The 25,870-nt window shown below is 45.3% G+C and carries 23 protein-coding genes and 1 other annotated feature; of the genes, 11 read left to right on the top strand and 12 right to left on the bottom strand.

Going from position 1 to position 25,870, the window contains the following annotated elements:
• Window positions 1–46: 46 nt before the first annotated feature.
• The 3 genes from L4D78_RS01170 to cysB form a co-directional block, all read right to left on the bottom strand.
• Window positions 47–778, bottom strand: coding sequence for a sulfite exporter TauE/SafE family protein (locus tag L4D78_RS01170; RefSeq protein WP_428455661.1), 732 nt, complete (start codon window positions 776–778; stop codon window positions 47–49).
• Window positions 779–1,966 (bottom strand): methyltransferase, encoded by a 1,188-nt coding sequence (locus tag L4D78_RS01165; protein ID WP_428465245.1) that lies wholly within the window; start codon window positions 1,964–1,966, stop codon window positions 779–781.
• 145 nt (window positions 1,967–2,111) lie between these two features.
• Window positions 2,112–3,086, bottom strand: a complete 975-nt coding sequence (gene cysB / locus L4D78_RS01160) for an HTH-type transcriptional regulator CysB (RefSeq protein WP_428465244.1) — start codon at window positions 3,084–3,086, stop codon at window positions 2,112–2,114.
• A 284-nt stretch (window positions 3,087–3,370) separates the two neighbouring features.
• On the opposite strand from cysB, the gene L4D78_RS01155 reads away from it, so the two are divergent.
• Window positions 3,371–4,132, top strand: coding sequence for a DNA repair protein (locus L4D78_RS01155; RefSeq protein WP_428455664.1), 762 nt, complete (start codon window positions 3,371–3,373; stop codon window positions 4,130–4,132).
• A 90-nt stretch (window positions 4,133–4,222) separates the two neighbouring features.
• Here the strand turns inward: L4D78_RS01155 and L4D78_RS01150 are convergent, their stop codons facing one another.
• Window positions 4,223–5,494, bottom strand: coding sequence for a quaternary amine ABC transporter ATP-binding protein (locus L4D78_RS01150; RefSeq protein WP_428465243.1), 1,272 nt, complete (start codon window positions 5,492–5,494; stop codon window positions 4,223–4,225).
• 152 nt (window positions 5,495–5,646) lie between these two features.
• A complete protein-coding gene (locus L4D78_RS01145) occupies window positions 5,647–6,645 on the bottom strand; it encodes an ABC transporter substrate-binding protein (protein WP_428465242.1) in 999 nt (332 codons plus the stop codon).
• Between the two features lie 301 nt (window positions 6,646–6,946).
• Between L4D78_RS01145 and miaE the strand changes: the two genes are divergently transcribed.
• Complete coding sequence (miaE, locus tag L4D78_RS01140; protein ID WP_428465241.1) at window positions 6,947–7,735, top strand: tRNA isopentenyl-2-thiomethyl-A-37 hydroxylase MiaE; 789 nt, start codon at window positions 6,947–6,949, stop codon at window positions 7,733–7,735.
• A gap of 77 nt (window positions 7,736–7,812) precedes the next feature.
• Here miaE and topA read toward each other — a convergent pair whose 3' ends face one another.
• Complete coding sequence (gene topA / locus L4D78_RS01135) at window positions 7,813–10,467, bottom strand: type I DNA topoisomerase (protein WP_428465240.1); 2,655 nt, start codon at window positions 10,465–10,467, stop codon at window positions 7,813–7,815.
• Between the two features lie 637 nt (window positions 10,468–11,104).
• On the opposite strand from topA, the gene L4D78_RS01130 reads away from it, so the two are divergent.
• Window positions 11,105–11,350, top strand: a complete 246-nt coding sequence (locus tag L4D78_RS01130; protein ID WP_428465239.1) for a YciN family protein — start codon at window positions 11,105–11,107, stop codon at window positions 11,348–11,350.
• A gap of 61 nt (window positions 11,351–11,411) precedes the next feature.
• Here L4D78_RS01130 and L4D78_RS01125 read toward each other — a convergent pair whose 3' ends face one another.
• Both L4D78_RS01125 and sohB read right to left on the bottom strand, forming a co-directional pair.
• On the bottom strand, window positions 11,412–11,840 hold the full coding sequence (locus tag L4D78_RS01125; RefSeq protein ID WP_428465238.1) for a DUF805 domain-containing protein: 429 nt from the start codon (window positions 11,838–11,840) through the stop codon (window positions 11,412–11,414).
• Window positions 11,841–11,848: 8 nt separating this feature from the next.
• Window positions 11,849–12,907: a protease SohB gene (gene sohB, locus L4D78_RS01120; protein WP_428465237.1), complete on the bottom strand. Its 1,059-nt coding sequence runs from the start codon at window positions 12,905–12,907 to the stop codon at window positions 11,849–11,851.
• Between the two features lie 185 nt (window positions 12,908–13,092).
• Here sohB and L4D78_RS01115 point away from each other — a divergent pair, with 185 nt between their 5' ends.
• Window positions 13,093–13,854, top strand: coding sequence for a YciK family oxidoreductase (locus L4D78_RS01115; RefSeq protein ID WP_428465236.1), 762 nt, complete (start codon window positions 13,093–13,095; stop codon window positions 13,852–13,854).
• 94 nt (window positions 13,855–13,948) lie between these two features.
• Here L4D78_RS01115 and rluB read toward each other — a convergent pair whose 3' ends face one another.
• From rluB to rnm, 3 genes are all read right to left on the bottom strand, one after another.
• Window positions 13,949–14,974 carry a 23S rRNA pseudouridine(2605) synthase RluB gene (gene rluB, locus L4D78_RS01110; RefSeq protein ID WP_428455673.1) on the bottom strand — a complete coding sequence of 342 codons (1,026 nt, stop codon included), beginning with the start codon at window positions 14,972–14,974 and terminating at the stop codon, window positions 13,949–13,951.
• Between the two features lie 172 nt (window positions 14,975–15,146).
• Window positions 15,147–15,767 (bottom strand): L-threonylcarbamoyladenylate synthase, encoded by a 621-nt coding sequence (locus L4D78_RS01105; protein WP_428465235.1) that lies wholly within the window; start codon window positions 15,765–15,767, stop codon window positions 15,147–15,149.
• Between the two features lie 34 nt (window positions 15,768–15,801).
• Window positions 15,802–16,680, bottom strand: coding sequence for an RNase RNM (gene rnm / locus L4D78_RS01100; RefSeq protein WP_428465234.1), 879 nt, complete (start codon window positions 16,678–16,680; stop codon window positions 15,802–15,804).
• A 126-nt stretch (window positions 16,681–16,806) separates the two neighbouring features.
• Window positions 16,807–16,900: a sequence feature (Trp leader region), on the top strand.
• Between the two features lie 116 nt (window positions 16,901–17,016).
• Here rnm and aroF point away from each other — a divergent pair.
• From aroF to trpA, 7 genes are read left to right on the top strand one after another with little or no spacing between them, the layout of a single operon-like run.
• Entirely contained in the window at window positions 17,017–18,030 is a 1,014-nt protein-coding gene (gene aroF / locus L4D78_RS01095; RefSeq protein ID WP_428465233.1) for a 3-deoxy-7-phosphoheptulonate synthase, read from the top strand.
• On the top strand, window positions 18,027–19,613 hold the full coding sequence (locus L4D78_RS01090; RefSeq protein ID WP_428465232.1) for an anthranilate synthase component 1: 1,587 nt from the start codon (window positions 18,027–18,029) through the stop codon (window positions 19,611–19,613). Before aroF ends, L4D78_RS01090 begins: the two co-directional genes overlap by 4 nt.
• A gap of 12 nt (window positions 19,614–19,625) precedes the next feature.
• Window positions 19,626–20,234, top strand: coding sequence for an aminodeoxychorismate/anthranilate synthase component II (locus tag L4D78_RS01085; RefSeq protein ID WP_428465231.1), 609 nt, complete (start codon window positions 19,626–19,628; stop codon window positions 20,232–20,234).
• A 26-nt stretch (window positions 20,235–20,260) separates the two neighbouring features.
• Window positions 20,261–21,271 (top strand): anthranilate phosphoribosyltransferase, encoded by a 1,011-nt coding sequence (gene trpD / locus L4D78_RS01080; RefSeq protein ID WP_428465230.1) that lies wholly within the window; start codon window positions 20,261–20,263, stop codon window positions 21,269–21,271.
• A gap of 2 nt (window positions 21,272–21,273) precedes the next feature.
• Window positions 21,274–22,647, top strand: coding sequence for a bifunctional indole-3-glycerol-phosphate synthase TrpC/phosphoribosylanthranilate isomerase TrpF (gene trpCF / locus L4D78_RS01075; protein ID WP_428465229.1), 1,374 nt, complete (start codon window positions 21,274–21,276; stop codon window positions 22,645–22,647).
• Window positions 22,648–22,659: 12 nt separating this feature from the next.
• The gene (gene trpB / locus L4D78_RS01070; protein ID WP_428465228.1) at window positions 22,660–23,850 is read left to right on the top strand and encodes a tryptophan synthase subunit beta; all 1,191 of its coding nucleotides are present in this window, start codon (window positions 22,660–22,662) and stop codon (window positions 23,848–23,850) included.
• Window positions 23,850–24,659, top strand: coding sequence for a tryptophan synthase subunit alpha (gene trpA, locus L4D78_RS01065; protein ID WP_428465227.1), 810 nt, complete (start codon window positions 23,850–23,852; stop codon window positions 24,657–24,659). The genes trpB and trpA overlap by 1 nt, the downstream gene beginning before the upstream one ends.
• 165 nt (window positions 24,660–24,824) lie before the next feature.
• Here trpA and L4D78_RS01060 read toward each other — a convergent pair whose 3' ends face one another.
• On the bottom strand, window positions 24,825–25,763 hold the full coding sequence (locus L4D78_RS01060) for a YadA C-terminal domain-containing protein (RefSeq protein WP_428465226.1): 939 nt from the start codon (window positions 25,761–25,763) through the stop codon (window positions 24,825–24,827).
• Between the last annotated feature and the right edge of the window lie 107 nt (window positions 25,764–25,870).

The raw sequence follows: 25,870 nt of genomic DNA, 5'->3' as shown, positions 1-25,870 counted from the left end.
AGCAGTGAAAACGGCTGGCCTTTCATTTTTCTTGATGACGTTAGTCTTACACCGTTGTTGGTGGTGAAATACCTTGCCAAATTGATATTACACCCGCAACAGAACAAAGTACTAACAAGGCATAACGTAGCCACTCTGCTTTAATCAAGTGTTGAATACGATAGGCAAATAACGACGTTAAAACAGGCACTGGCATGATCATCATGCCATATTTAAAATGCCACCAGCTGAAGTGGCCTGTTGCAGATAATGTAATAAGTGACAGCACACAACTGAAAGCAAAGAAACCAGCAAGGTTTGCCCGTAATTTACCTGCCTCGGCATGCTGTAGTACCAAAGCCATAGGTGGACCACCAATACTGGTACTCGTCCCCATCACCCCTGACACGAATCCAGCCCAGAATAACGACTTATTGGTTGGCCGAACACGTACTTTTAATAAACTAATCGCGACAGCAAGTAATACACCAACGCCTAAGACTAACGACAGAGATTCGACCGAGATATAAAGCAACATCACCCCAGCAACAATGGTACCGGGCACTCGGCCAACAAACGCTGCCCCTAACCCTTTAAAAGATAGCATTGAGCGGTATTGCCACATATTGATCAGCGCAAGTACTAAACCAACGAGTGTTATCACCCCGGGAACAAAGCGAGGCTCAAATATGAACACAATGGGGGCTGCAACAATTGCCATCCCAAATCCGACTGTACTCTGGATAAAGCATCCAGCCGCTAATGCCAACGCACAATATAAGAGTGTCGTTAATTCCATCTATTCTTTTAACTCCGCATGTATAAGTAAGTTTCTTGGGGTGATCGGCTTGTCACAAAACGTCCCGACGGTAACCTTGTAATCCGACTCTTCCATAAAGCAAGCACGGTCATAAACCAACCACATTTCAAGCGGGCGACGAAATAGCTGGCGTACAAGTTCAAGACGCTCGACCCAATAATACCGCTGTTCGCCCTGCTGCTGCCAATATGCGAAATCAATACCGTCTGGCAGGGTGAGTTTCTTTTTCTCTGCCGCCCAATGACAAAATGCTTCAAAACCATCATTCAATAATGCTTTTTGTACATTTGGCACCGGCATATATTCTTCACTTGCGAGTAATTGTTTTTGCAAGCTATCAAAGCCCAAACGAAAACTCACTTCGATAAACCGTAAATTCCTAACCCGATTACCCGCTGTAACCGTTTCTTGCAACGGCAGGCGTAAATCATGCTTAGACAGTGCTAAGTCACTTTGCATTGCCAGAGAAGACATAGGTTGATACATCTGGCTTCGGATTAGGTGATAACAACAAGGCGATATACTGACCGCCTTTCCTTGCTTACTCACCACTCGCTGCAGCAACGACACATGCAAATCGCCACACGCATGAAGCGCTACAGCATGCTGTCGAGGCTGAATAAACTGCTCACTTTCAGAAGAAAAAGCATCGCCCTGTACAAATGTCACCGGTAAGCCTAGCTTCTTCGCCGCAACAGAGCCGCTATCACACAATGCCTGCTGCCACTCTAAACTGACAACAGGTGCCTGATGTGTTGCGCTTAACACTCGACCTAGGTACCCCTTACCAGCACACCATTCAAGCCAAGGTAATTTCAACGCAGGCAACGCACCATTGAACGCGATTAATTGTTGCCACTTTCGCCCGGGGATCCCAACATCGATACCTTTTTGGGGTACTCGCTCTGTTTGCGATAACTCATTCACCTGTGACAAACGATGAAGTAATACCGCTTGAGGAATAAAAGGGAGCAAAGCGTTGGCTAATGCCTGTGGATCACTGAGGTAATCAGCGAGCTGTTGATCACTTAACTGACCTAACCATTGGCATAATTCAGGATGTTTTTCTTCCCATTCGGCGTAATGAACCGAAAACGGCATAAACTGCCAAAATTCACGGGTATCAGCTAAGACGGCATCTAGCTGGATAAAAAGCGGGGCAAACATGGTGTACTCTGCGAAGGTCAGACAAATCGCAGGTATTGTATACTAATACCGCATCAATGAGCAGAAAGAGACTGTTTCAATATAAGAAAGAAAAGGTGACTGCTGGGCACCTTTCTATATTTGTTCTTTTTAAAGAATAAATGAACTATTTAACTGGCAGCTCAATATTCGCAAACATCGCTTCAATTTCAGCGTTAGTTTTTAATTCAACGGCTTGGTCAATAACACTTTTTGATAGGTGTGGAGCAAACCGCGCCATAAAATCATACATATACGTACGCAAGAAGGTGCCTTTTTTGAAACCAATCTTAGTCGTACTTGCTTCAAAAATATGACTCGCATCAATCGCCACCAAATCGCTGTCGATCACAGGGTCAATCGCCATGCTGGCAATAACCCCAACCCCAACCCCCAATCGGACATAAGTTTTAATCACGTCCGCATCGGTCGCAGTAAACACTATCCTTGGTGTTAAACCCGAACGGTTAAAGGCGCTATCAAGTTCAGAGCGGCCAGTAAAACCAAATACATAAGTAACCAAAGAGTACGCAGCTAAATCATGGATGGTAATTTCAGGTTTTTGCGCGAGTGGATGATCAGTTTTTACCACAATGGAACGATTCCAGTGATAGCAAGGTAACATGATCATCTCTTGGTAAAGGTGCAACGCTTCGGTGGCAATTACAAAATCAGTTGTCCCTTTCGACACAGCTTCAGCCAACTGCGCTGGCGCCCCCTGATGCATATGTAGCGACACTTTCGGGTAGCGGTTAATGAAACCTTGGATCACCGACGGCAACGCATAACGTGCTTGAGTATGAGTAGTTGCGATGTTTAAAGTACCCATTTCAGGGTGAGTATGTTCACCAGCAACTGACTTAATGCTATCAACCCGAGAAAGAATATCTCGTGAGATTTTAATTATCTCCTGCCCTGCGGGAGTCACTTTCGTCAGGTGTTTACCACTACGTTCAAAAACCTGAACACCGAGTTCATCTTCTAACAAGCGTACTTGTTTACTAATACCGGGCTGTGACGTATAGAGGCTTTCAGCCGTTGAAGAAACATTAAGGTTATGATTAACAACCTCAACGATATACCTTAATTGTTGTAATTTCATGGTACCGCCTAATTGTATAGTCCATTATATCAATGCAACCATGTATTACATTCTTTTATAGCGCTAAATGTTCTACTTTCATAGCGTTTGTCAATAAATACACCCACTCCATCCACTTTACATCGCATAACATTATAAATACGGAAAAAGCCCCACCGCCTCCATCTTTAGTTATCAATTGCTTGCCACTTAAAGGGCGCAAAAAGTACAACAATACTATGCCCTACTTGGTAGATGGTGTATCTTATAGGCTTAAATCTAAGCACGGATGATCGATGTAACTTATGAGTATGCCACTAATCATAGGCCTAGTAAGTCTACTACTGATCTTGATTGTTGGTTACAACATCATAATTCAGTACCGACAGAAACTAGAAAGCAGTAAACAACAAGAGCTTGCACGGTTTATTGCGATTATTGACGCTACTGAAGATTTGATCGGTAATGCCCACCACCTTCCTTATAGCAAAGAATTACTGGTTTGCTTAAACCAACGGGTACTTTCTTCGCTAGAAAGCATGTATGAAGTTGATACCTCTGATAAGTCTCTTCCACAGCGTATCAAAAATGTTGGTGAACAAATCCGTCAACTGCAAGAAAACTACTCAAATGCCGATGTCGCCAGTTTTAAAGTACCAACAACCGATAAACAAGCTATTGGCATGCTACAGTTGGTCAAACGCCTGAAAGTTGTTATTAAAGGTGAGCACAGTAAAGGCCGAATGCCAACGCAAGCCTTTGTGGCTGAAAACGCCCGTTTGGAAGGTATCCAGCTTAGGATTAACATTGAAAATGTTATCAAACGCGCCAACGATGCTCGTATTAAACGTCAACTGGGTACATCTAAACAGTTACTGAAAAAAGGCATTGACGCACTGGCAACGAAAAACGACACCTATGCAAATCAAGCGCGCGAAAAGCTACAACAGATGTTAAACGACATTGATAATAGCCAAAGCCGTAACCATGAGCATGAACGCCAGCAGTTGATGGATAAAGAGCACGACGACATTGATGTGCTCTTTCAGCCAAAACGAAAGTGGTAGTTTTCGCCACGCCTGCCTAATAACCATAAAAAAGGTCACACAATGTGACCTTTTTTATAACTATTACATTCATAAAACGGTGTAGAAGCGTTAAGCGGCTAAGTCTTCACTTTGGGGCTTTTTTTCGCCACTACTGTCACCTCGTTCTATTTTACCTTGATCACTCAGTACCTCGGCCAACGTTGTACGGGATAAATGCCCTTCAATTTCACCGTCTGCATTAATCACTGGCAATGGGTATTCACTGTCTAACGTTTCAGGGATCACTACTTCTAACAAAGCCTTTGTATGTACTGCGGGCACCTCTTCTAGCATCAATGGATCAATGGCATTGCCGTAATCCTGTTCATCCACCTCTTCCAGACTTTGCTGCGTAATGACACCTTGATAGCCATCATCACTGATGTAATAGCCGTAATCTTCTGGTGCCATGCGCATTTGTTGTATCGCCTCACCAATGGTTTCAGCTGAAATACGCACTGCCTGCGGCTTCATAACGGTTTCAACCGTTAAAGCTCTTGCTCTGTTTACATCTTTGACAAAGGCTTCTACATAATCATCCGCAGGATTTAATAGGATATCGAAAGGCTTACCCTGTTGAACCACTTCACCATCTCTAAGAATCGCAATACGATCGCCCAGCCTAAGCGCTTCATCCAGATCGTGAGTAATAAACACAATCGTTTTATGTAGCCTCTCTTGTAGTTCAATCAGTTGGTCTTGCATCTCGCTACGGATCAGTGGATCAAGCGCTGAAAATGCTTCATCCATTAGCAAGATTTCGGCATCGGTGCATAATGCCCGAGCCAAGCCAACCCGTTGCTGCTGACCACCAGAAAGGCTGGCTGGATAATGGCTTTGATAACCATCAAGCCCCACCGTTTCTAACCAATACTGAGCCGTTTTTTCTCGTTCGGATTTAGTAACACCTTGGACATGCAAACCATAAGCAATATTCTGCAAAACCGTGCGGTGAGGCATCAATCCAAAACGCTGGAAGACCATCGACATTTTATCGCGTCTAAACTGTTGCAATGCCTTTTCATTGAGACTTACAACATCCGTACCTTCGACTTTAATCACGCCTTCTGTCGGCTCAATCAAACGGTTAAAGTGACGAATAAGCGTCGATTTACCCGAACCTGATAGCCCCATAACGACAAATATTTCTCCCGGGTAAATATCAAGATTAATATCGCTTAGCCCGACGGTATGACCTGTAGATTGAAGGATGTCATCTTTCGATTGCCCTGCTTTTACTTTCTTCAATACGTTTTCTGAGTCGGGGCCGAAAACCTTAAACAAACCGCGAACACTGATCAGCGGCACGGCTGATGTTTCTTGTTCCTTTGGCTGGCTCATAAGTGCTGATCTCCAAGGTGCTGCAGGGTGCCGTGGAATCATCTCGTATACAAAAAAATCACCGCAGGATGGTACTGAGATGATTTTCCCATTGTCATTTTGCAGACGACCCTATATCAATATAGGGTCGTTTCTACTGAGAGTGAAAGCAATTACAACTCAGATAAAGCTTGTTTCACTTTTTTGGCAACTTCAGGGCTAACCCAAGCTGTCCACGTCGCTTCATTCTCATTCAAAAATTCTTCCATTGCGATTTCACCATCGGCCTGATTATCTTCCATCCATGCCAATAACTCATTCATCTGGGCGTTAGTAAAAGATCGCGCTTCAAGATAAGCCAGCGCTTTGGGAGCACGCTTAGCGAAGGTTTCAGTCACTATGGTATCAACAGCTGATGGTGGGTACATAGTTACTTTAGGGTCAAGGCAATCAGCATTTGCGGTACAGGCTTTATAATGCTCTTCATCGATACCGGATCCAAAATCAACTTTGACCATTTTGTATTTACCTAAAATGGCTGTCGGCGCCCAATAGTACCCAAACCATGGTTCTTGACGTTCATAAGCCTTAGCAATTGAGCCTGCCAATCCCGCGCCAGAGCCCGGATCAATCAAATCAAACCCAGCGTCATCTAGCTTCATCGCCCTAAATAAGTTACCTGCGGTGATTTGACAATTCCAACCAGCTGGACAGCCAAAAAATGCCGAACGATCAGGATCTTCTGGGTGGATGAATAACTTAGCGTTTGCTTTAATACCAGTTATAGTGGCGAGTGACGGGTCTTTTTCAACCATGTACTCTGGTACCCAGAACCCTTCTTCTCCTCCGTCCGATAAGCTAGCACCAGCATAACGTAACCGGCCCTCTTCAACGCCGCGATCAAGTGCTGCTTTCATCGAATTGCTCCATAACTCAGGGGCAATATCAGGCTCACCTTTCTCGATCATCGATGTACCCGTTGGCATCGTGTCGCCTGGTACTAGCTCGGCATTACAACCATAACCATGCTCAAGAATAAACTTATCAACATTGGCAATTAAGGTTGCGGAGCTCCAATTCATATCTGCAATAGTCACATCACCACATTCACTGGCGTAACTGTTAAACGATGTACCTGCAATCATAAGGGCAAGCGATAACGGTTTAATCATATCCATTCCTTTGTTATGAATTCTTTACCTAATCTGCGCGCCGCTGCGTCACAGTTAATTAACAAACTCTTTAGTAGACTAAGCATCTTTTCGCTAATAAGCAAAATTAATCATGCGAATACCAATGCCTTTTATCCCTATTAGGCATACAGATAATTAGTGCTGTAATCATCTCGCCATGTCCCTGTAACCCAAATGGCCATTCTCTAGCCCTGCCACTTTTTGTTATAATCAGCCCACTAACAAATCGCTGCTGCTCTTTAGGCATCACATAAATATCAAGGCTCAACAAAAAAGCATTATGGATAGCACTCAACGCATGATCGATGAACTACTGACCCCCATTAAACAATTTTTACACTGTTCAACGCCTGATGAATGGATTGCAGAAGCCACTAAACCAGAAAACTTAGTGCCACTTTTAGTCGATCACTGTAACTGTGAGCTTAAAGCCAGCCAGACCGCCATTTTTCTTATTCGGAAATACGCCGTTGATGCCAAGAGTGGCCAAGCGCTGCTGGAATGGGCAAAGCCTTATGAAGACTTTGTTTATGGCAAAGTCCGCCAAACAGGTGCCTTTCATGGTAAAAAGAATGGCTTATCCGCACCATTAACACCTAAATCGGACTGTCCTTTCGGGCAAGAGCTTATCGACAAGATGGTACGATTAATAAAAGAAGAGTTTCACCACTTTGAGCAGGTGCTTGATATCATGGCAAGTCGTGATATCCCTTACTCAAACATGACGGCAGGACGCTATGCGAAAGGGCTCATGAAGGCCGTTCGCACTCATGAGCCTGCGACCCTGATTGATAAACTAATTATCGGCGCATTCATCGAGGCGCGTTCATGTGAGCGCTTTGCCAAGCTAGCACCTTATTTAGATGATGAGTTAAAGAAGTTTTACATCTCGCTATTACGCTCAGAGGCTCGACACTACCAAGACTACTTGAAACTCGCAGAGCAGATTGCAGGCACTGATATTTCTGACCGTATCGCGCTTATAGGCCGTAAAGAAGCAGAGTTAATCAACACCCCAGACGATGCATTCCGTTTTCACAGTGGCGTACCCGCTTTAATGACAGCATAGCGATTAATATCGTTTTATAAGCTGGCAATATTTAGGCTTAGCTAAGATATAAAAAAACCGCCTTTCGGCGGTTTTTCTTATTTCTCTTCTTTTTCTTCTTTTTCTTTCTTCGGTTTCTTACGCTTATCCGTAATTTCCCACTTACCGTCGATGTATAAGCCCGTCCAGCCTGAAGGTTTCCCCTCAATTTCAGAGCGTACATAGTTCTCTTTAGTCTTACGACTGAATCGAACAACGGTAGGACGACCATCTGGGTCTTCCGTTGGCGCGTCAGTTAAATACGTAAACTTCGGAGACAAACGGTCTTTGAAGCGAACTAATTCTTCAACTAACGGAGCGCGGGTTTCACGTGATTTAGGGAACGTACTTGCAGCCATGAACAAGCCAGACGCACCATCGCGTAATACAAAGTAAGCATCAGTATCTTGAGTGCAAGGCAGTTCAGGTAAGTGAACTGGATCTTCCTTCGGCGGTGCAATCTCGCCACTCTTCAAGATCTTCCGTGTATTCTTACATTCTTCATTAGTACAACCCATGTACTTACCGAATCGGCCATTTTTAAGCTCCATATCAGATCCACACTTATCACATTCGATAAGCGGACCTTCATAACCTTTAAGCTTAAATTCACCTTTTTCGACAATGTAGCCATCACAACCTGGGTTGTTACCACAAACATGCAGCTTGCGATCTTGGTCAATCAGATAAGCATCCATCGCAGTGCTACATTTTGGACAACGCTTCTTCGCACGCAGTGCGGCAGTTTCCACGTCTTCCTCAAGCACATTGACGATACCGTCTTCGTCGCCCAAGTTAATGGTTGTTTTACAACGCTCTTTCGGCGGCAATGCATAACCAGAACAACCTAGGAACACGCCTGTTGATGCGGTACGAATACCCATCGGACGCTCACAGGTTGGACATTTAATATCGGTTATTACGATATTATTTGGCTTCATGCCACCTTCAGCTTCATCCAACTCGGCTTTTTCAAGCTCTGATGTAAAGTCGCTGAAGAAATTATCAAGCACGCCCTTCCAACTTGCTTCACCTTCTGCGATTTTATCGAGGTTACCTTCCATACGGGCGGTAAAATCGTAATCCATTAGGTCAGCAAAGCTTTCATCTAGGCGGTCTGAAACAATCTCACCCATTTTCTCAGCGTAGAAACGACGCTGTTCAACATGCACATAACCGCGGTCTTGAATCGTCGAGATAATCGATGCATAAGTCGATGGACGACCAATGCCACGTTTCTCAAGCTCTTTAACCAAAGCAGCTTCTGTAAAGCGCGCAGGCGGCTTCGTGAAGTGTTGCTTAGGTTCGAGTGACTCAAGCTTCAAGTTATCACCAACGCTAACCAGAGGCAGTGTGGTATCTTCATTTTTACCAGATGGACGCTGAACATGTGTCCAACCAGCAAAACGCATGGTACGGCCTTTCGCTTTTAAGGTGAAATCGCCAGCTTTAACCGTGATTGTGCTCGAATCGTACTTAGCCGGTACCATCTGACATGACACAAACTGACGCCAAATTAGGTCATACAGTTTGATCGCGTCTTGGTCGACACCCTCAAGGTTTTCTGCTTTCACATCAACACTTGATGGACGGATCGCTTCGTGCGCTTCTTGCGCATTGCCTTTGCTACCGTATACATTCGGCTTGCTTGGCAAATAGTTATCACCGTACTCGTTACTGATGAAATCACGCGCTGCTTCAACGGCATCTTTTGACAAGTTCGTTGAGTCAGTACGCATATAGGTAATATAACCCGCTTCATACAGACGTTGCGCCAAGCCCATGGTACGTTTTACACCGTAGCCAAGTCGCGTACTCGCCGCTTGTTGAAGCGTCGAGGTAATATAAGGTGCTGAAGGCTTACTGCTGGTTGGACGGTCTTCACGGTCAATAACCTGATAAGCCGCTTTTTCCAACAATGAATTCGCCGCCATTGCGTCGGTTTCATTTTCCGGACGGAAAGCCTTGCCTGCTTGCTGAGCAACCATCAAACGCAGAGCATCATCGCCTACGGTTTGGGTATTGGCATGAATGTCCCAGTATTCTTCTGGATCAAACGCCTTGATTTCACGCTCTCTCTCAACAATCAACTTCACCGCGACAGACTGAACACGTCCAGCGGATAAGCCTCGTGCGACTTTTTTCCAAAGTAGCGGAGACACCATGAAGCCCACAACGCGGTCTAAAAAGCGACGTGCCTGCTGCGCATTGACACCATCAATGTTCAGTTCGCCCGGCTCTTCAAATGCTTGTTGAATCGCATTTTTAGTGATTTCGTTGAAAACCACTCGTTTGTAACGCGCATCATCGCCACCGATGATCTCACGAAGGTGCCACGCAATGGCTTCTCCTTCGCGGTCCAAATCCGTTGCGAGATAAACATAATCAGCATCTGCTGCTAATTTCTGAAGTTCGTTAACAACCTTTTCTTTGCCCGGTAGCACTTCGTATTGCGCTTCCCAATCGTTATAAGGGTCTACACCCATTTTACCGATTAGCGACTTACGATCTTTTTCTTTCTTGATACGTGCTTTTTCTTCCGGACTCAGACCTTTGCTCGAAGTGGCAGCAGCTTTCTTGCCTGTGCTTCGTGCACCGGTCGGCAAATCACGGACGTGACCCACGCTTGACTTTACGATGAAGTCCTTACCCAAGTACTTATTTATCGTTTTCGCCTTGGCTGGGGACTCCACAATAACGAGAGATTTACCCATAATGACTCTATTCGTCCTCGTGCTCACAAAACTAAATATAAAAAACCAATGGTCGCATGCTAAAAAATGGTAACTAACATAGCAACATCAACACACCAAACTGATTAAGTAACTACTCTCTTCATCATACTCAATCTTGTTGAGGACAACGTTTTAGTAACTAGTTACGTAATGCGATTAGTCTTTACATATTGGGCTACAATCGTAGAAGGTCAACTGCTTTTTAACAAAAAGAGGTTGATTGCTCGTACCTTCCCCACTTGTTAACACTTGGTTACATCGCATTTATACAATGTACATCAGCTTGAATTACATCAGTTAAACGTACTATCTATGGTTATATAACGACGCAATTGCCTCTATATATAAGCTGCATACTATCGCGATAGTAGCTTCAAGCCCAACGGGCGGTAATCATTACCACCTCATCAACTGTTTGACTATAAAAAACCGCCAATTTTGGTATCGGCTCACAGAAATTCACCTTTTCAACCATGGAATCACCCATTCTTTGAACGATTTTTAACTAACCCCTTATTCAAGTAAGGGAATTGTTATCAAGCCTCAAGTTCAATACACTATCTCCCATCAGCCTTGTGTATTGATAAGGCAACAACATAGATCCAGAGAGCATTCCATGAGCACAAAAAAGACAATATCTTGCGAAGAATTATTGATGATTGCTAATCAATTAATCCAAGATCATGACGCCTACCAAGAAGGTATGCGCGCCACCTCTGTTGAACAACGTGATGATGTACTGGTATTCAAAGGCGAATACTTCCTTGATGACGGCGGCTTACCGACAGCAAAAACAACCGCAGTTTTCAACATGTTCAAATACCTTGCCCACCAACTATCACCAAAATTCACGTTATCATAAACAAAAAAAACAGCCCCGTTTTCGGGGCTGTTTTTATGTATTTAAGACGATAAATCAAACATTACATGTCGATTGTCATCGTTTCTTTACGTTCACTCTCATCTTCCGGACGCTTATCTGGTGATGATGGTGGTTCGCCACGACCTTTTGGATCGTCGCCATATTGATTCGGCCCTTTTGTGCCATCAAGTATGCCTAAATCAACAATAACAAAGATTGGCCCAATAACAGGTAGTAGGGTCAAGATAACCCACCAAGCGCTTTTATTTCGGTCATGTAACCGTTTTATATTCAACGCCAGCGAAGCCCAAAATACAAATCCAAGAATCAGCATAGATAACAGATTCAGTATCGGGTTATTCGCAACATTTTCAGGCGAACTGTAAATAAAGACGGGTAACGAAACCAACAAAACTGGCACACTATATAGCCAATAATCACGGCGTCGCATTCGGCCTTTAAATGAAAATAGAGCCCATTTCTGGTTCATTATCACACCTATACAATTGGACGCTGTCCACGACTGATCCACTTCAACAATAAGTTATCAGCAGCATCACCCGTTGCACCCGCTAACTTTTCAGCCAACTTCTTACGTTGTACGTAACGCACCTGAAGAACATCACGATCTTTACATGCTTGAGTAATGAAATCATCACTGGTGCCGATTTCATCAACTAACCCAAGATCCAATGCTTGCTTACCAAACCAATGTTCGCCCGTAGCGACTTTTTCTAGATCCAGATCTGGGCGGTGAACAGCAATGAAATCTTTGAACAAACCATGTGTTTCTTCAATTTCAGTTTGGAACTTTTCACGTGCTTTGTCTGAGTTTTCGCCGAACATCGTTAATGTTCGCTTAAATTCACCTGCCGTGATTTGTTCAAATTCAATGTCGTTTTTCTTCAACAATTTATTGAAATTAGGTAACTGTGCAATCACCCCGATAGAGCCAACTACCGCAAATGGAGCAGAGATAATTTTATCAGCCACACACGCCATCATATAGCCGCCACTCGCAGCCACCTTATCCACTGAAATGGTAAGACTAACCCCTGCAGTTTTCAAACGGTCAAGCTGTGATGATGCTAAGCCATAGCCGTGAACCATGCCACCGCCCGTTTCCAAGCGTAGCAATACTTCATCACCTTCCATCGCAACGGCAAGGATAGCTGTCACCTCTTCACGCAATGAATTCACTTCACGCGCATCAAGACTACCGTGAAAATCTAAGACAAATAAGCGCGGATCGCGAGAATGGGATAAATCGCCTTCTTTCGCCGCTTTCTTTACTTCATTCTGACGCAGTTTATGCTTTTCTTTTTCTGCTTTCTTGTCTGCTTTATCACGTGCTTTAAGCAACGGTTTATCAAACAAGTGAGACTCTAATTGATGTACTGTATTTTTATACTGCTCACTTAAGTCGGTAACTTCTAGTTCGCCTTTGGCGCTATGATGACCCTTTAAGCCTTTAGCAATAATAAGAATACTAGCAATCGCAATCACCACCGTGGCAATTTTGGCTAGGAACAGCCCATAATCAAACAAAAAATCCAATGTTGAGTCCTCATCTATTGGCGTTTTTACATTGTAACCAAGTTGTCACCAATCCTGCTACGCCAATCTACCTGATCGTCGAAACTAATCTCCTTTCCAGTTCAATAAATTCAGCTTCAAGCAAGAAAATGAAGGGGAGTTGGGTATACTAGGGGCAGACGAAAAAACCAATAAGGAAGTTATACGTGGAATATCAAATTGCTGACAACTCTCTGAAAGATCGTGTCATCTTAGTGACTGGCGCGGGTGAAGGAATTGGCCGTCAGGCAGCTATCAGCTATGCCGCCCACGGGGCAACTGTTATTTTGCTTGGCCGCACCGTGGCGAAGCTTGAAACTGTGTATGATGAAATTGAATCGTTGGGATACAAACAGCCTGCGATTATCCCTATGGATTTAATGGGGGCAACCAAGCAAAACTATCTCGATATGGTTGAAACCATTGAAGGCCAATTTGGTCGCCTTGACGGTGTTCTGCACAATGCGGGACTACTCGGAGTACTCAGCCCGTTTGATCAATTAGGTGAAGATACTTTTGATGAAGTCATGCAAGTGAATGTCAAAGCCCAGTTCTTGATGACTCAAGCAATTATGCCGCTGGTGAAAAGATCACCGGATGGGCGCATCATCTTCACCTCTTCAACGGTGGGTCATGAGGGGCGCTCTTTCTGGGGGGCTTATTCAATGTCTAAGTTTGCGACTGAAGGTATGATGCAAATCGTTGCCGATGAAATGAGCAACACTGCAGTGCGTGTCAATGCGATTAACCCAGGCGGTACTCGTACCGGGATGCGTGCAAAGGCTTTCCCCGCAGAAGATGCAAACCTACTGAAGACACCGGAAGACATTATGCCGCTTTACCTCTATTTAATGGGGCCAGCAAGCAAAGATGTCAACGGCCAATGCATTGATGCTCAACCAAAGCGCAAGCCAGATTCTGCTAGCTAATCGCCTCATTCAGTGACGTCTTGACATAAAAAAAGCAGCCATCAGGCTGCTTTTTAACTATTCATAGAAACTAAAACTGCTTCACATTCTGTAATTACTTACGTGTACGTGGCTTAGCAGGTTTGTTCTTCAGCGGGTTACGACGGTTCGTAGCATTACCTGACGGTTTTTTGCGACGACCTGAACCAGTTGTTGTACTTTCAGCTTCGTTATTACGCGTAGAAGAACGACGGGTATCTTGTTGACGACCACCACGACGACCACGCTTACTGCCAGCTTCATCTGTCACACGTTCTTCATGACGACGAACAGCACGACGGATCTGACGAACACCACGCTTACGCTTCTGGCCTTCAACTGTCAGTTCAGTTTTCGTTTCGTGCTCAAGCTCAACCGCTTCACGAAGGTAGTTTACGTCCTTCAGTTCAAGCTCCATCCAACCGCCGCGAGGCAAGTCTTTGGTTAAGAAGATGTCACCGTAACGAACACGTTTTAGTCGACTTACTGTTACGCCTTGTGAATCCCACAGACGACGAACCTCACGGTTACGACCTTCCGTTAAGACAACGTAGAAAGTATGGTTCATACCTTCGCCACCAGCGTATACCACGTCTTCAAAACGTGCCATACCATCTTCTAGCTTCACACCCTTAACAAGGTTGCGAACCATGTCTTCTGTTACTTCACCGAATACACGTACCATGTATTCACGCTCAACAGTACGACTTGGGTGCATTAGACGGTTTGCTAGCTCACCATCAGTAGTAAATAGCAATAGACCAGCGGTATTTGCATCTAGACGACCAACAGAAACCCAACGGCCTCCATTAAGGCGCGGTAGACGATCGAATACAGTACGACGACCTTCAGGATCGTGACGGGTACACAGTTCGCCTTCTGGTTTGTTATAAGCCAGTACACGACAGACTTCATCAGAAGATGCTACCAAGTCAATTTTATGACCATCAATACGCAGTGTTACGCTTAGGTCGTCAAGACGATCCCCTAGCTTAGCCACTTTGCCGTCAATACTTACACGGCCGTTTTGGATCATTAATTCGATCTCACGACGAGACCCCTGACCTGAACGTGCCAATAACTTTTGTAATTTTTCACTCATCAGACAAACCTTTGTCGCCTTCACAGGCGTCGAAACATCATCACACTTTAAGCCATCTTAAAGCGACCGCGGATTATGCCAAAAGCTTAGCGTACTTACCACCTAAAAGGCGAAACAACACCAGATAATCACTAAATTCCCGCCTTTGGCATACAACTAATGGCAAATAGAATTATTCAAAGGGTGATGGGTCACCAGCGCCTACTCGCGCAATGACCATTTCATCATTGCTAAAATCAATCACGGTTGTTGGCTGCTCGCCTAAATAACCACCGTTAATAATCAAATCAACAGCGTGCTCAAGTTTATCGCGAATATCTTCAGGATCGGCTTCTGCAATATCACTCTTTGGTAATATCAATGATGTTGACATCATTGGCTCACCTAAAGCATCAAGTAATGCTAACGCGATAGCATTGTCAGGAACACGAATACCAATGGTTTTACGTTTTGGATTCATCAAGCGGCGAGGAACTTCTTTTGTCCCCTTGAAGATGAACGTATAAGCGCCCGGTGTATTGTTACGCAATAATCTAAAGGCGGTGTTATCAACACGGGCATACAGCGACAGCTCCGATAGATCACGGCATAGCAAAGTGAAATTATGCTTATCATCAAGGCGACGGATCTGACAAATACGCTCTAATGCCGCTTTATTTTCTAACTGACAACCTAGTGCATAACCAGAATCTGTCGGGTAAACGATCACCCCGCCATCACGGATAATCGCTACAGCCTGATTAATTAGCCTAACCTGCGGTGTTTCTGGGTGAACATAAAAATACTGACTCATTTATCCTCCAATGGAAGTGATATCGGTGAAACGATTATTCTTCCGATATATTCACAACTTCCCCTTCAATGCGTTTTTTCTCAACGTTCCAATTCTGCCAGACCTCAGTCACACCTTTTGGTAACCATAGGTTACGTCCCAGTTCGGTCCATGGAGAGGCATAATGAAAGTCAGAGCCTTGTGAAGCAAGTAATTGATAATCTATAGCATAATCCCCCAGCAAGCGCCTTTCTTGAGGCGATTGTTGCGGTAGTGACACTTCCATTGCATCGCCATTTGCTTCAACAAACGATGTAAGTAAACGTTTTATCCACTTCGCCGTCATACCGTAGCGCCCTGGGTGCGCGAGCACAGCTTGCCCACCGGCTAAATGTATCGCTTCGACCGCCTCAGCAATAGAGCACCAATCGGGTGGAACATAGCCTGGGTTATTACGGGTCAAAAACTTCTTAAACACTGCCTGCATATTCTTAGCGTAGCCTTGCTCGACGATCCATTGAGCAAAATGTGAACGCGTTAAAGTCGCGCCATTAGCAAGTGCTTTAGCGCCTTCATATGCACCGGGCATGCGGTTCTTTTCTAAACGCTCAGCAATGCGTTGAGCACGACCTTCTCGACGCGCAAGTTGCTCTGCAATTAATTGTACCATTGCCGGATGTTCAGGATCGATGTTCAATCCAACAACGTGAATATCAAAGTTTCTCCAAAGTGTTGATATTTCAATACCTTTGATAAGCGTGATCGGTAAATCCCTTGCCGCTATCTCTTGCTCGGCAGCACCAAGGCCAGCAACCGTATCATGATCGGTAATGGCCAAAATATCGACTCGACGCTCGACAGCGCGAGCAACCAGCTCTTCTGGAGACAATCGACCATCTGACGCTGTCGTGTGGCTATGTAAATCAAACAACATAAATTTAATTCTTGACTTTGAGTTCGTGAACTAGTTTACTAGTACGCAATTACTAAATACCATTACGTAATCACGTTACAGGATATTTACATGTTACAGCAAATTCAGCATCAGCTCTGCGCTTTATTCTCTTGGTGGTGGCACTTCCCGACGCGGGTGGTGTGATTTGCTGTACCTACAGCCAAACAACACAAACCCGCCACTGTGCGGGTTTTTTTATACCCAAATTCAAGTAACCGATTAATTTTACAATTTATTTTTCGAATAATTAGACAAATTCAGCACGATGCATTGCTCAGAAAAAAGACCAACGCATGGACAAGAAAGGAACAGATTATGATTATCGTACTTAAGCCAAATGCAACTGAAGCACAAGCAAAAGAAATTCTGGCTCGCATTGAAACAGCAGGCCTTAAACCACTCTACATGCCTGGTGTTGAACGTATTGTGCTTGGTGCCCTTGGGGATGAACGTGTACTTAACCAGCTCCATCTTGATGCTTATCCATGCGTGGAGACAGTTAAACCTATTCTTACCAAATACAAAATGGTGAGCCGTGAAGTACAAGCTCACGATACTGTTGTTCGATTCGGTAATGCCTCTGTTGGCGGTAACAAATTTGCCGTTATTGCAGGTCCTTGTTCGGTTGAATCTGAGGAGCAACTACTGTCAGTGGCTGAAGTTGTTAAAAAACACGGTGCTGTTGCACTACGTGGCGGCGCTTATAAGCCACGCACTAGCCCATATGACTTCCAAGGCATGGGCGTTGAAGGCTTGAAATTGTTACAAAAAGCAAATCAGCAACTTGGTATTCCAACTGTCTCAGAAGTCATGGAAGTCAGCCAAATGGATTCAATGTGTGAATATGTTGACTGTCTACAAATTGGCGCACGTAATATGCAAAACTACGCCTTGCTCAAAGCCGTGGGAGAAAGTAAGAAACCAGTCTTGCTCAAACGTGGACTTTCAGCCACTATCGAGGAGCTGTTACTAGCGGCGGAATATATCTACGATGCAGGAAATCCAAATATTATTCTCTGTGAGCGTGGTATCCGCACCTTTGAAACAGCAACACGTAATACATTGGACTTAAATGCCGTCGCATATTTGAAGCAACGTACTCACCTACCAGTGGTCGTTGATCCAAGCCATGGCACAGGCGTTCGTGAATTAGTGATCCCACTTTCACGAGCAGCTGCAGCCGTTGGTGCAGATGGTATCATTGTCGAATCGCACCTTAACCCGTGTGAAGCCTTATCGGATGGTCACCAAGCACTAACCGGTCCAATGTTTGAGCAGTTGATGCAAGAGTTAAAACCGTTTGTAGAAGCGGCAGGGAGAACGCTGTGAACACTACCCCACTAGGAGCAGGCGAGCTAGAATTGCTAAGCCTTGATGTTCCTTATGTTGCGGACCCGACGGAGTTGTATTACTCCGTCTGTGGCGACCGACCACACAACTTATTGCTAGAGTCAGCCGAAGTCGACTCTAAACAAGATCTAAAAAGCCTGATGCTCGTCGATGCTGCTGTGCGCATTGTATGCCGTGGCAAACAAGTACGCCTTGAAGCATTGACCGACAACGGCCTAAATGTACTACAGACCCTTGAAGGTAAAATGCCGACAGACATTCAGGTTTCTCGTGAAGCTAAATGCCTTGTTTTGGATTTTCCATCAGCAGAACGTGCGCTTGACGAAGACAGTCGCCTACGTCAAACCTCTTCGTTTGATGCACTACGTTTGATCCAGCATGCCTTTGATATTGCAGGACATCCACGCGATGCACTTTTTTTAGGCGGTCTGTTCGCCTATGACGTGGTAGACAGTTTTGAACCACTACCTAACGTGACTCAAGATAATCGTTGTCCAGATTACCTTTTCTATATCGCTGAAACCTTATTGGTTATCGACCACCAGCGTCGTAAAGGAAAGCTACAAGCAACACTGTTTGGTGGTGATGAATACACAGCCAGCTACTTCGAATTAAGCCGCCGCCTGCAACACATTAAAGAAGCCTGTCTTGAGCCTAAGCCATTGCCAGCAGCAGAGCTACTCGATACTTGTGAGCCACAGGTAAGCGTAAGCGATGAAGACTTCTGCCAACAGGTGCTCGATCTTAAAAAACACGTTGTCAGCGGTAACGTATTCCAAGTGGTACCATCACGCCAATTCACGCTGCCATGCCCATCTCCTTTAGTGGCCTATAAAGAGCTGAAGATCGGCAATCCAAGTCCATACATGTTCTACCTGCAGGATGCCGATTTCACCCTGTTTGGCGCATCACCTGAAAGTGCATTGAAATACTGTACCGAAAGCAACCAAATTGAAATTTATCCGATTGCAGGCACACGCCATCGCGGTAAAAATGCGGACGGTTCAATCAACCTTGACCTTGATGGCCGCATTGAACTTGAGCTACGCAGCGACATGAAAGAAAATGCCGAGCACATGATGCTGGTTGATTTGGCTCGTAACGATGTTGCGCGTATCAGCGAACCAGGGACTCGCTATGTCGCTGACTTGCTACAAGTTGACCGCTACAGCCATGTTATGCACCTTGTTTCTCGCGTGGTTGGTCAGTTACGTGGTGATTTAGATGCCCTGCATGCCTATCAGGCATGTATGAATATGGGCACATTAACTGGCGCCCCGAAGATCCGCGCAATGCAGTTAATCCGCGATGTTGAACAACGTCGCCGTGGCAGTTATGGTGGAGCCGTTGGCTACCTAACAGGGCATGGTGATATGGATACCTGTATAGTGATCCGCTCTGCCTATGTCGAAAATGGTGTAGCCAGCGTGCAAGCAGGTGCAGGCGTGGTATACGATTCTGTACCTCAGGCAGAAGCCGATGAGACCCGAGGTAAAGCGCAAGCCGTAATTACCGCAATCCGCAAAGCACACACAGTGCCAAACTCAGCCAATGCGCATTAAGGGAGCAAAGAAATGAACAACGCACACATTGTCCTACTCGATAACTTTGACTCCTTTACCTATAACTTGGTTGATCAGTTCCGCTCGCTAGGCTTTCCGGTCACTATTTACCGTAACAGCCTAACGGTCGAACAGATGGAACAAGCGCTAGCAGAAAAAAACAACCCTGTACTGGTACTTTCACCGGGACCCGGTGCACCTGCAGATGCAGGCTGTATGCCAGAGCTCATCAAGCGGGTTCGAGGAAAAGTACCAATGATAGGTATTTGCCTTGGGCACCAAGCCATTGTTGAAGCCTACGGCGGAAAAGTGGCTGGTGCTGGCGATATCGTGCACGGTAAATCGGCAATGATGAATCATAACGGCCACACCGTATTTGGTGATTTGCCTAGCCCATTATCAATTGCTCGCTATCACTCATTAGTTGCGAAGGAAGTACCGTCAAGCCTACAAGTCATCGCTGATGTCGATGAGTTGGTTATGGCTGTAACCAATGACGAGGATCGTGTTTGTGGCTATCAGTTCCACCCTGAGTCGATTTTAACGACCCAAGGGGCACAGCTGCTCACCAACACCTTAAACTGGGTAATGACCACCCCAGCATCAACGACTCAAGCCTGATAGCAACAAATTTTAGGGAAAAGATTATGGACGCGACCATTTATACTATTGCAGATAAACTGTATGACCAACAGGCTTTAACACAAGACGAAAGCCAGACCCTGTTTGATGCAATCATCAAAGGTGACGTTGAACCGATTTTGCTTTCTGCGGTACTCACCGCGCTGAAAATCAAAGGTGAAACACCGGCAGAAATCGCTGGTGCGGCAAAAGCGCTATTAGCCAATGCCAACCCGTTCCCAAGCCCAGACTATGATTTTGCTGATATTGTCGGGACAGGTGGCGATGGCGCCAATACCATTAATATTTCAACCACGGCAGCATTTGTCGCCGCAGCATGTGGCATCAAAGTCGCCAAGCACGGCAACCGTGGTGTTTCCAGTAAATCTGGCTCTTCTGATCTATTGGATAAATTCGGCATCAACTTGGCAATGAAGCCAGAAACGGCACGTGAAGCGCTTGACGACCTTGGGGTTTGCTTCCTCTTCGCACCGGAGTACCACGGCGGTGTCCGCCATGCGATGCCTGTGCGTCAAACCCTCAAAACCCGCACTATCTTCAATGTACTTGGACCTCTAATTAACCCTGCACGTCCAAACATCGAACTAATGGGTGTGTATGACAAATCATTGGTTCGTCCAATTGCCGAAACCATGGCAACAATGGGTATGAAGCGTGCGGCGGTTGTACACGGTAGCGGCCTAGATGAAGTGGCGATTCACGGTGAAACCACCGTCGCTGAAATCATTGACGGTGAAATCAAAGAGTACACTCTGACGCCGGCTGATTTTGGCCTGAACACTCACCCACTGGAAGCAATTAAAGGTGGCGAGCCAGAAGAAAACCGACAGATCATTACTGATATTTTGACAGGCAAAGGGACGGAAGCTCAAGTGGGCGCTGTCGCAGTAAATGTCGCATTACTCCTTCGCCTATTTGGTTACGAAGATCTAAAAGCAAACACACAAAAAGCCGTTGATGTGATGCAATCTGGCAAAGCTTACGAGCTTGTTGGTCAACTGGCTGCACGAGGGTAATCATGGAAACTGTTCTAGCTAAAATTGTCGACGACAAGCGTATTTGGGTGACAGAACGCAAGCAGCAGCAGCCGCTTGAAACGTTCAAAGATGACCTAACGCCTTCTGATCGTGACTTCTATCAAGCACTCTCTGGTGATAACGCCGCTTTCATTCTTGAATGTAAAAAAGCCTCACCATCTAAGGGCTTGATCCGTGATGATTTCGATTTGGATTACATCGCTCAGGTTTATAACGACCATGCCAATGCCATTTCAGTCCTGACTGACGAGAAGTACTTCCAAGGAAACTTTGATTTCCTACCTCAAGTTCGAGGTCAAGTTAAGCAGCCCGTTCTTTGCAAAGACTTCATGATTGATACTTATCAGGTTTACTTGGCTCGTCATTACCAGGCAGATGCCATTTTGCTGATGCTTTCGGTTCTCAACGACGATGAATACCTTGAGCTAGCAGCTGTCGCTCAATCGCTTGATTTGGGTATTTTGACCGAAGTCAGCAACGAAGAAGAACTAGAGCGTGCGATAGCCCTAAAAGCGAAAGTTGTCGGCATTAATAACCGCAACCTGCGCGATCTAAGTATCGACCTGAATCGTACTAAAGAGCTGGCACCACGTTTATCAGCAGATACCATCGTGATCTCTGAATCAGGCATATACAACCACCAGCAAGTGCGTGACCTTTCAAGCTATGCCAACGGCTTTTTGATTGGTAGCTCAATCATGTCTGAAGACAACATTGAGCTGGCTGTTCGCCGCGTGATACTCGGTGAAAACAAAGTCTGCGGCTTAACTCGTCCGGAAGATGCAGCCTCGGTATACCAAAATGGCGCCATATACGGCGGCTTGATTTTTGTAGCTAAGTCTCCACGCTGTGTTGACCTTGAACAAGCACGCTTGGTAATGAGTGGCGCTCCGCTGAAGTATGTTGGTGTATTCCAAAATGCCGAGTTGGACACCGTTGCCGAAACAGCCAACTTACTGTCTCTTGCTGCGGTACAGCTTCATGGCGATGAAAGCCCTGAATTTGCACTGACGCTGAAAACACGGCTGCCTGCTGGCTGCGAAATTTGGAAGGCTCACGGTGTTGCTAACACTGCACCAAGTTTCGCCCAGTGGGGGCATATTGATAAGCACCTGCTTGACACTCAAGTAGGCCAGCAGTCCGGTGGTACAGGCATCGCTTTTGATTGGAGCCTGATCCCAAGTGCGGATAAGCAATCAATCATGTTAGCTGGCGGCCTAACCCCAGAAAACGCCAATGAAGCGGCCAATATCGGCTGCCGAGGCCTTGATTTAAATTCAGGCGTAGAAAGCGAGCCCGGTAAAAAAGACCCATCAAAATTGAAAGCGGCATTCGCGGCTATCAGAAAGTATTAAGGAAAGAACACAATGAGCAAGTTAAATGCCTATTTTGGCGAGTTTGGTGGTCAATACGTCCCTCAAATTCTTGTACCAGCACTGGATCAACTAGAAGCAGCTTTCGTTGAAGCCCAACAAGACCCAAGTTTTCAGGAAGAGTTCCTAACTCTGCTAAAAGAATACGCAGGCCGTCCAACCGCTTTAACGTTATGCCAGAACCTAACGAAAGGTACCAAAACCAAGTTGTACCTAAAGCGTGAAGATTTACTTCACGGTGGTGCACACAAAACCAATCAGGTACTAGGTCAAGCACTACTTGCCAAACGAATGGGCAAGCATGAAATCATTGCTGAAACCGGTGCTGGCCAACATGGTGTTGCAACGGCACTGGCCTGCGCACTGCTGGGGTTAAAATGTCGCGTATACATGGGTGCAAAAGACATTGAACGTCAAAGCCCGAACGTCTTCCGTATGAAGCTGATGGGCGCTGAGGTTATTCCGGTCCACTCTGGATCTTCAACCCTAAAAGATGCGTGTAATGAAGCAATGCGTGACTGGTCTGCAACTTACGATAAAGCACATTACCTACTAGGTACCGCTGCTGGCCCTCACCCATTCCCAACTATCGTGCGTGAGTTCCAGCACATCATTGGTGAAGAAACAAAAGCGCAGATCCTTCAAAAAGAAGGTCGCCTGCCTGATGCTGTTATTGCCTGCGTGGGTGGTGGCTCAAACGCCATTGGCATGTTCTCTGATTTCATCGACGAAACACCTGTCGGCCTAATTGGTGTTGAACCTGCTGGTAAAGGCTTAGATACCGATATGCACGGCGCACCACTTAAGCACGGTAAGCTTGGTATCTTCTTTGGTATGAAAGCACCATTGATGCAAGACGAAGACGGCCAGGTTGAAGAGTCTTACTCAATTTCAGCTGGCTTAGACTTCCCATCAGTTGGCCCTCAGCATGCTCATTTGAATGCCATTGGCCGTGCCGAATATGTCGCAGTAACAGATGACGAAGCTCTGGATGCCTTCCAGTCATTGGCGCGTAACGAAGGTATTATTCCAGCATTGGAGTCAGCTCATGCCTTGGCGCATGCACTGAAAATGATTGAAGAAAATCCAGAGAAAGAACAGCTATTGGTTGTGAACCTGTCAGGCCGTGGTGATAAAGATATCTTCACTGTTCACGACATTCTAGAAGCAAAAGGAGCATTGTAATGAATCGTTATCAAGCACAGTTTGACCGTCTAGCGGCAAAAAACGAAGGTGCATTTGTTCCTTTTGTTACTATCGGTGATCCAGACCCTGAGCAATCACTAAAGATCATTGAAACATTAGTTGAAGCTGGCGCTGATGCACTAGAATTAGGCATTCCATTTTCTGATCCCCTTGCCGATGGCCCAACCATTCAAGGCGCGACCATTCGAGCACTAGAAGCAGGTACTACACCTTCAGTCTGCTTTGATATGTTAGCGACAATCCGAGCTAAGTACCCTGATATGCCAATTGGCTTGCTAATGTATGCCAACCTTGTCTTTGCTAACGGTATTGAAACCTTCTATCAAAAATGTGCTGAAGCGGGCGTTGATTCGGTACTCATCGCAGATGTACCCGTTAAAGAATCTGCTGAATTCCGTGCTGCGGCAGAAAAATACGGTATCCACCCTATTTTCATTGCACCGCCGAATGCGGATGAATCAACACTAAAAACCGTGTCTCAATATGGTAGTGGTTATACCTACCTGCTATCTCGTGCTGGCGTTACAGGTGCTGAAACCAAAGCAGGTATGCCAATTAATCACCTGCTAGACAGCTTAAAAGCTAACGATGCACCACCCGCTCTGCTTGGTTTTGGTATCTCAGAACCAGCACAAGTAAAAGAAGCCATTGAAGCCGGTGCTGCAGGTGCTATCTCTGGCTCTGCTGTCGTGAAAGTGATTGAAAACAGCCTAGGTGACAACGATGCAATGCTAACTAACATGCACAAGTTCATCAGTGATATGAAAGCGGCAACCCGTCTTTCATAATCTACTAACGGACTAAGCGATTCTAGATACCCTCTTGCCTTATGCTGAGGGTGTTTTTTTTGCCAGACATTCATTAATAAACAAAAAAAGGGAGGCGATTACAGCCTCCCTTGGGAAATTCCCTAAATACTACCATGTGCTTATGTTTTTTTACTTACCAGGGCATTAAAATCTGTATTGCACACCCGCACCGCCAGATACTTGGCTTGAACTGTGGCGAGTTGAGCTTTCATAGTTCATCGTTGCAGATGCAGCCCAATTCTCATTAATTGCGTATGCACCACCAATCGCAATCGCTTCTTTCGAACCAGCGAAACCAACACCCGCACCCATAGCAAAGTCACCAGGGTTTGAGACCATTGGACGGGCGTTAGTGATTGCATGCATAGACGCAACCACACCATCCATACGATCATCAAGCTCATTAAAGCGCTTATTGGTCTCGTCGGCAAAATCTTCAAAATCAGTACGTAAATCGTTAATTGCTGCGGTATTATCAGAGATTGATGTACGGCCTTGATCTAGTGCACCATCAACGGCATCGATACGGTCATTGATCTTACCTTGGATACGGTCTTCGGTTTCACCATTAGGACGATCTGGGTTTGATGGTTCACCTTCAGGCCCCTGACCAGGCTTTCCATCTTCAATTGGGTGCTCTGGCTCTGGTTCGATTGGGTTTGAAAATTCAGGATCTTCAATCGGGTGTGTTGGTACTGCTTCTATCGGGTTACTCGCTTCTGGCTCCATAGGAAGAGACTCATCAGCTTTTGGCGGAAGTACTGGGCGAGGTTTGTTATAGTCAGATACATTACCAGAGTCCTTGCCATCAATTGTAATATTCCCGCTTTCATCAACTTTTAGCTCTTGCCCTAAGCCATTTTCATTTGAAACAGTCCAGCTATCATTCTGTTTCATAATTCGATGTTGAGTACCATCAACACTGATATCTGCTGCGATTATAGAGCCATCATCATTTTTCGCAATCTCACCAATGACGACATCATGACCATTAAAATCACCTGTACCAATATTTGAACTAGCCATTGCTGTAGTTGAACCCATCGCTGCTAATAATGACAGAGTAATAAGAGACTTTTTCATTTTTTAAACCTATAAATAAAATATTAATTAATGACTTGGTATTTTGCCGTCCAATGGCACCCGCCCTAAGCAATAGGAAGGTTAATTATTGCGAGTTATTTTTATAA

This window comes from Photobacterium minamisatsumaniensis, from assembly GCF_050336695.1.
Classification (GTDB): domain Bacteria; phylum Pseudomonadota; class Gammaproteobacteria; order Enterobacterales; family Vibrionaceae; genus Photobacterium; species Photobacterium minamisatsumaniensis.
Note: the sequence above shows the minus strand (reverse complement) of the source record. Positions and strands in the feature narration are given on the sequence as shown.

Coding starts and splice junctions, on each gene's coding strand:
- L4D78_RS01170 (WP_428455661.1), bottom strand. CDS start 778: ATGGAATTAACGACACTCTTATATTGTGCGTTGGCATTAGCGGCTGGA.
- L4D78_RS01165 (WP_428465245.1), bottom strand. CDS start 1,966: ATGTTTGCCCCGCTTTTTATCCAGCTAGATGCCGTCTTAGCTGATACC.
- cysB (WP_428465244.1), bottom strand. CDS start 3,086: ATGAAATTACAACAATTAAGGTATATCGTTGAGGTTGTTAATCATAAC.
- L4D78_RS01155 (WP_428455664.1), top strand. CDS start 3,371: ATGAGTATGCCACTAATCATAGGCCTAGTAAGTCTACTACTGATCTTG.
- L4D78_RS01150 (WP_428465243.1), bottom strand. CDS start 5,494: ATGAGCCAGCCAAAGGAACAAGAAACATCAGCCGTGCCGCTGATCAGT.
- L4D78_RS01145 (WP_428465242.1), bottom strand. CDS start 6,645: ATGATTAAACCGTTATCGCTTGCCCTTATGATTGCAGGTACATCGTTT.
- miaE (WP_428465241.1), top strand. CDS start 6,947: ATGGATAGCACTCAACGCATGATCGATGAACTACTGACCCCCATTAAA.
- topA (WP_428465240.1), bottom strand. CDS start 10,467: ATGGGTAAATCTCTCGTTATTGTGGAGTCCCCAGCCAAGGCGAAAACG.
- L4D78_RS01130 (WP_428465239.1), top strand. CDS start 11,105: ATGAGCACAAAAAAGACAATATCTTGCGAAGAATTATTGATGATTGCT.
- L4D78_RS01125 (WP_428465238.1), bottom strand. CDS start 11,840: ATGAACCAGAAATGGGCTCTATTTTCATTTAAAGGCCGAATGCGACGC.
- rluB (WP_428455673.1), bottom strand. CDS start 14,974: ATGAGTGAAAAATTACAAAAGTTATTGGCACGTTCAGGTCAGGGGTCT.
- L4D78_RS01105 (WP_428465235.1), bottom strand. CDS start 15,767: ATGAGTCAGTATTTTTATGTTCACCCAGAAACACCGCAGGTTAGGCTA.
- rnm (WP_428465234.1), bottom strand. CDS start 16,680: ATGTTGTTTGATTTACATAGCCACACGACAGCGTCAGATGGTCGATTG.
- aroF (WP_428465233.1), top strand. CDS start 17,017: ATGATTATCGTACTTAAGCCAAATGCAACTGAAGCACAAGCAAAAGAA.
- L4D78_RS01085 (WP_428465231.1), top strand. CDS start 19,626: ATGAACAACGCACACATTGTCCTACTCGATAACTTTGACTCCTTTACC.
- trpD (WP_428465230.1), top strand. CDS start 20,261: ATGGACGCGACCATTTATACTATTGCAGATAAACTGTATGACCAACAG.
- trpCF (WP_428465229.1), top strand. CDS start 21,274: ATGGAAACTGTTCTAGCTAAAATTGTCGACGACAAGCGTATTTGGGTG.
- trpB (WP_428465228.1), top strand. CDS start 22,660: ATGAGCAAGTTAAATGCCTATTTTGGCGAGTTTGGTGGTCAATACGTC.
- trpA (WP_428465227.1), top strand. CDS start 23,850: ATGAATCGTTATCAAGCACAGTTTGACCGTCTAGCGGCAAAAAACGAA.
- L4D78_RS01060 (WP_428465226.1), bottom strand. CDS start 25,763: ATGAAAAAGTCTCTTATTACTCTGTCATTATTAGCAGCGATGGGTTCA.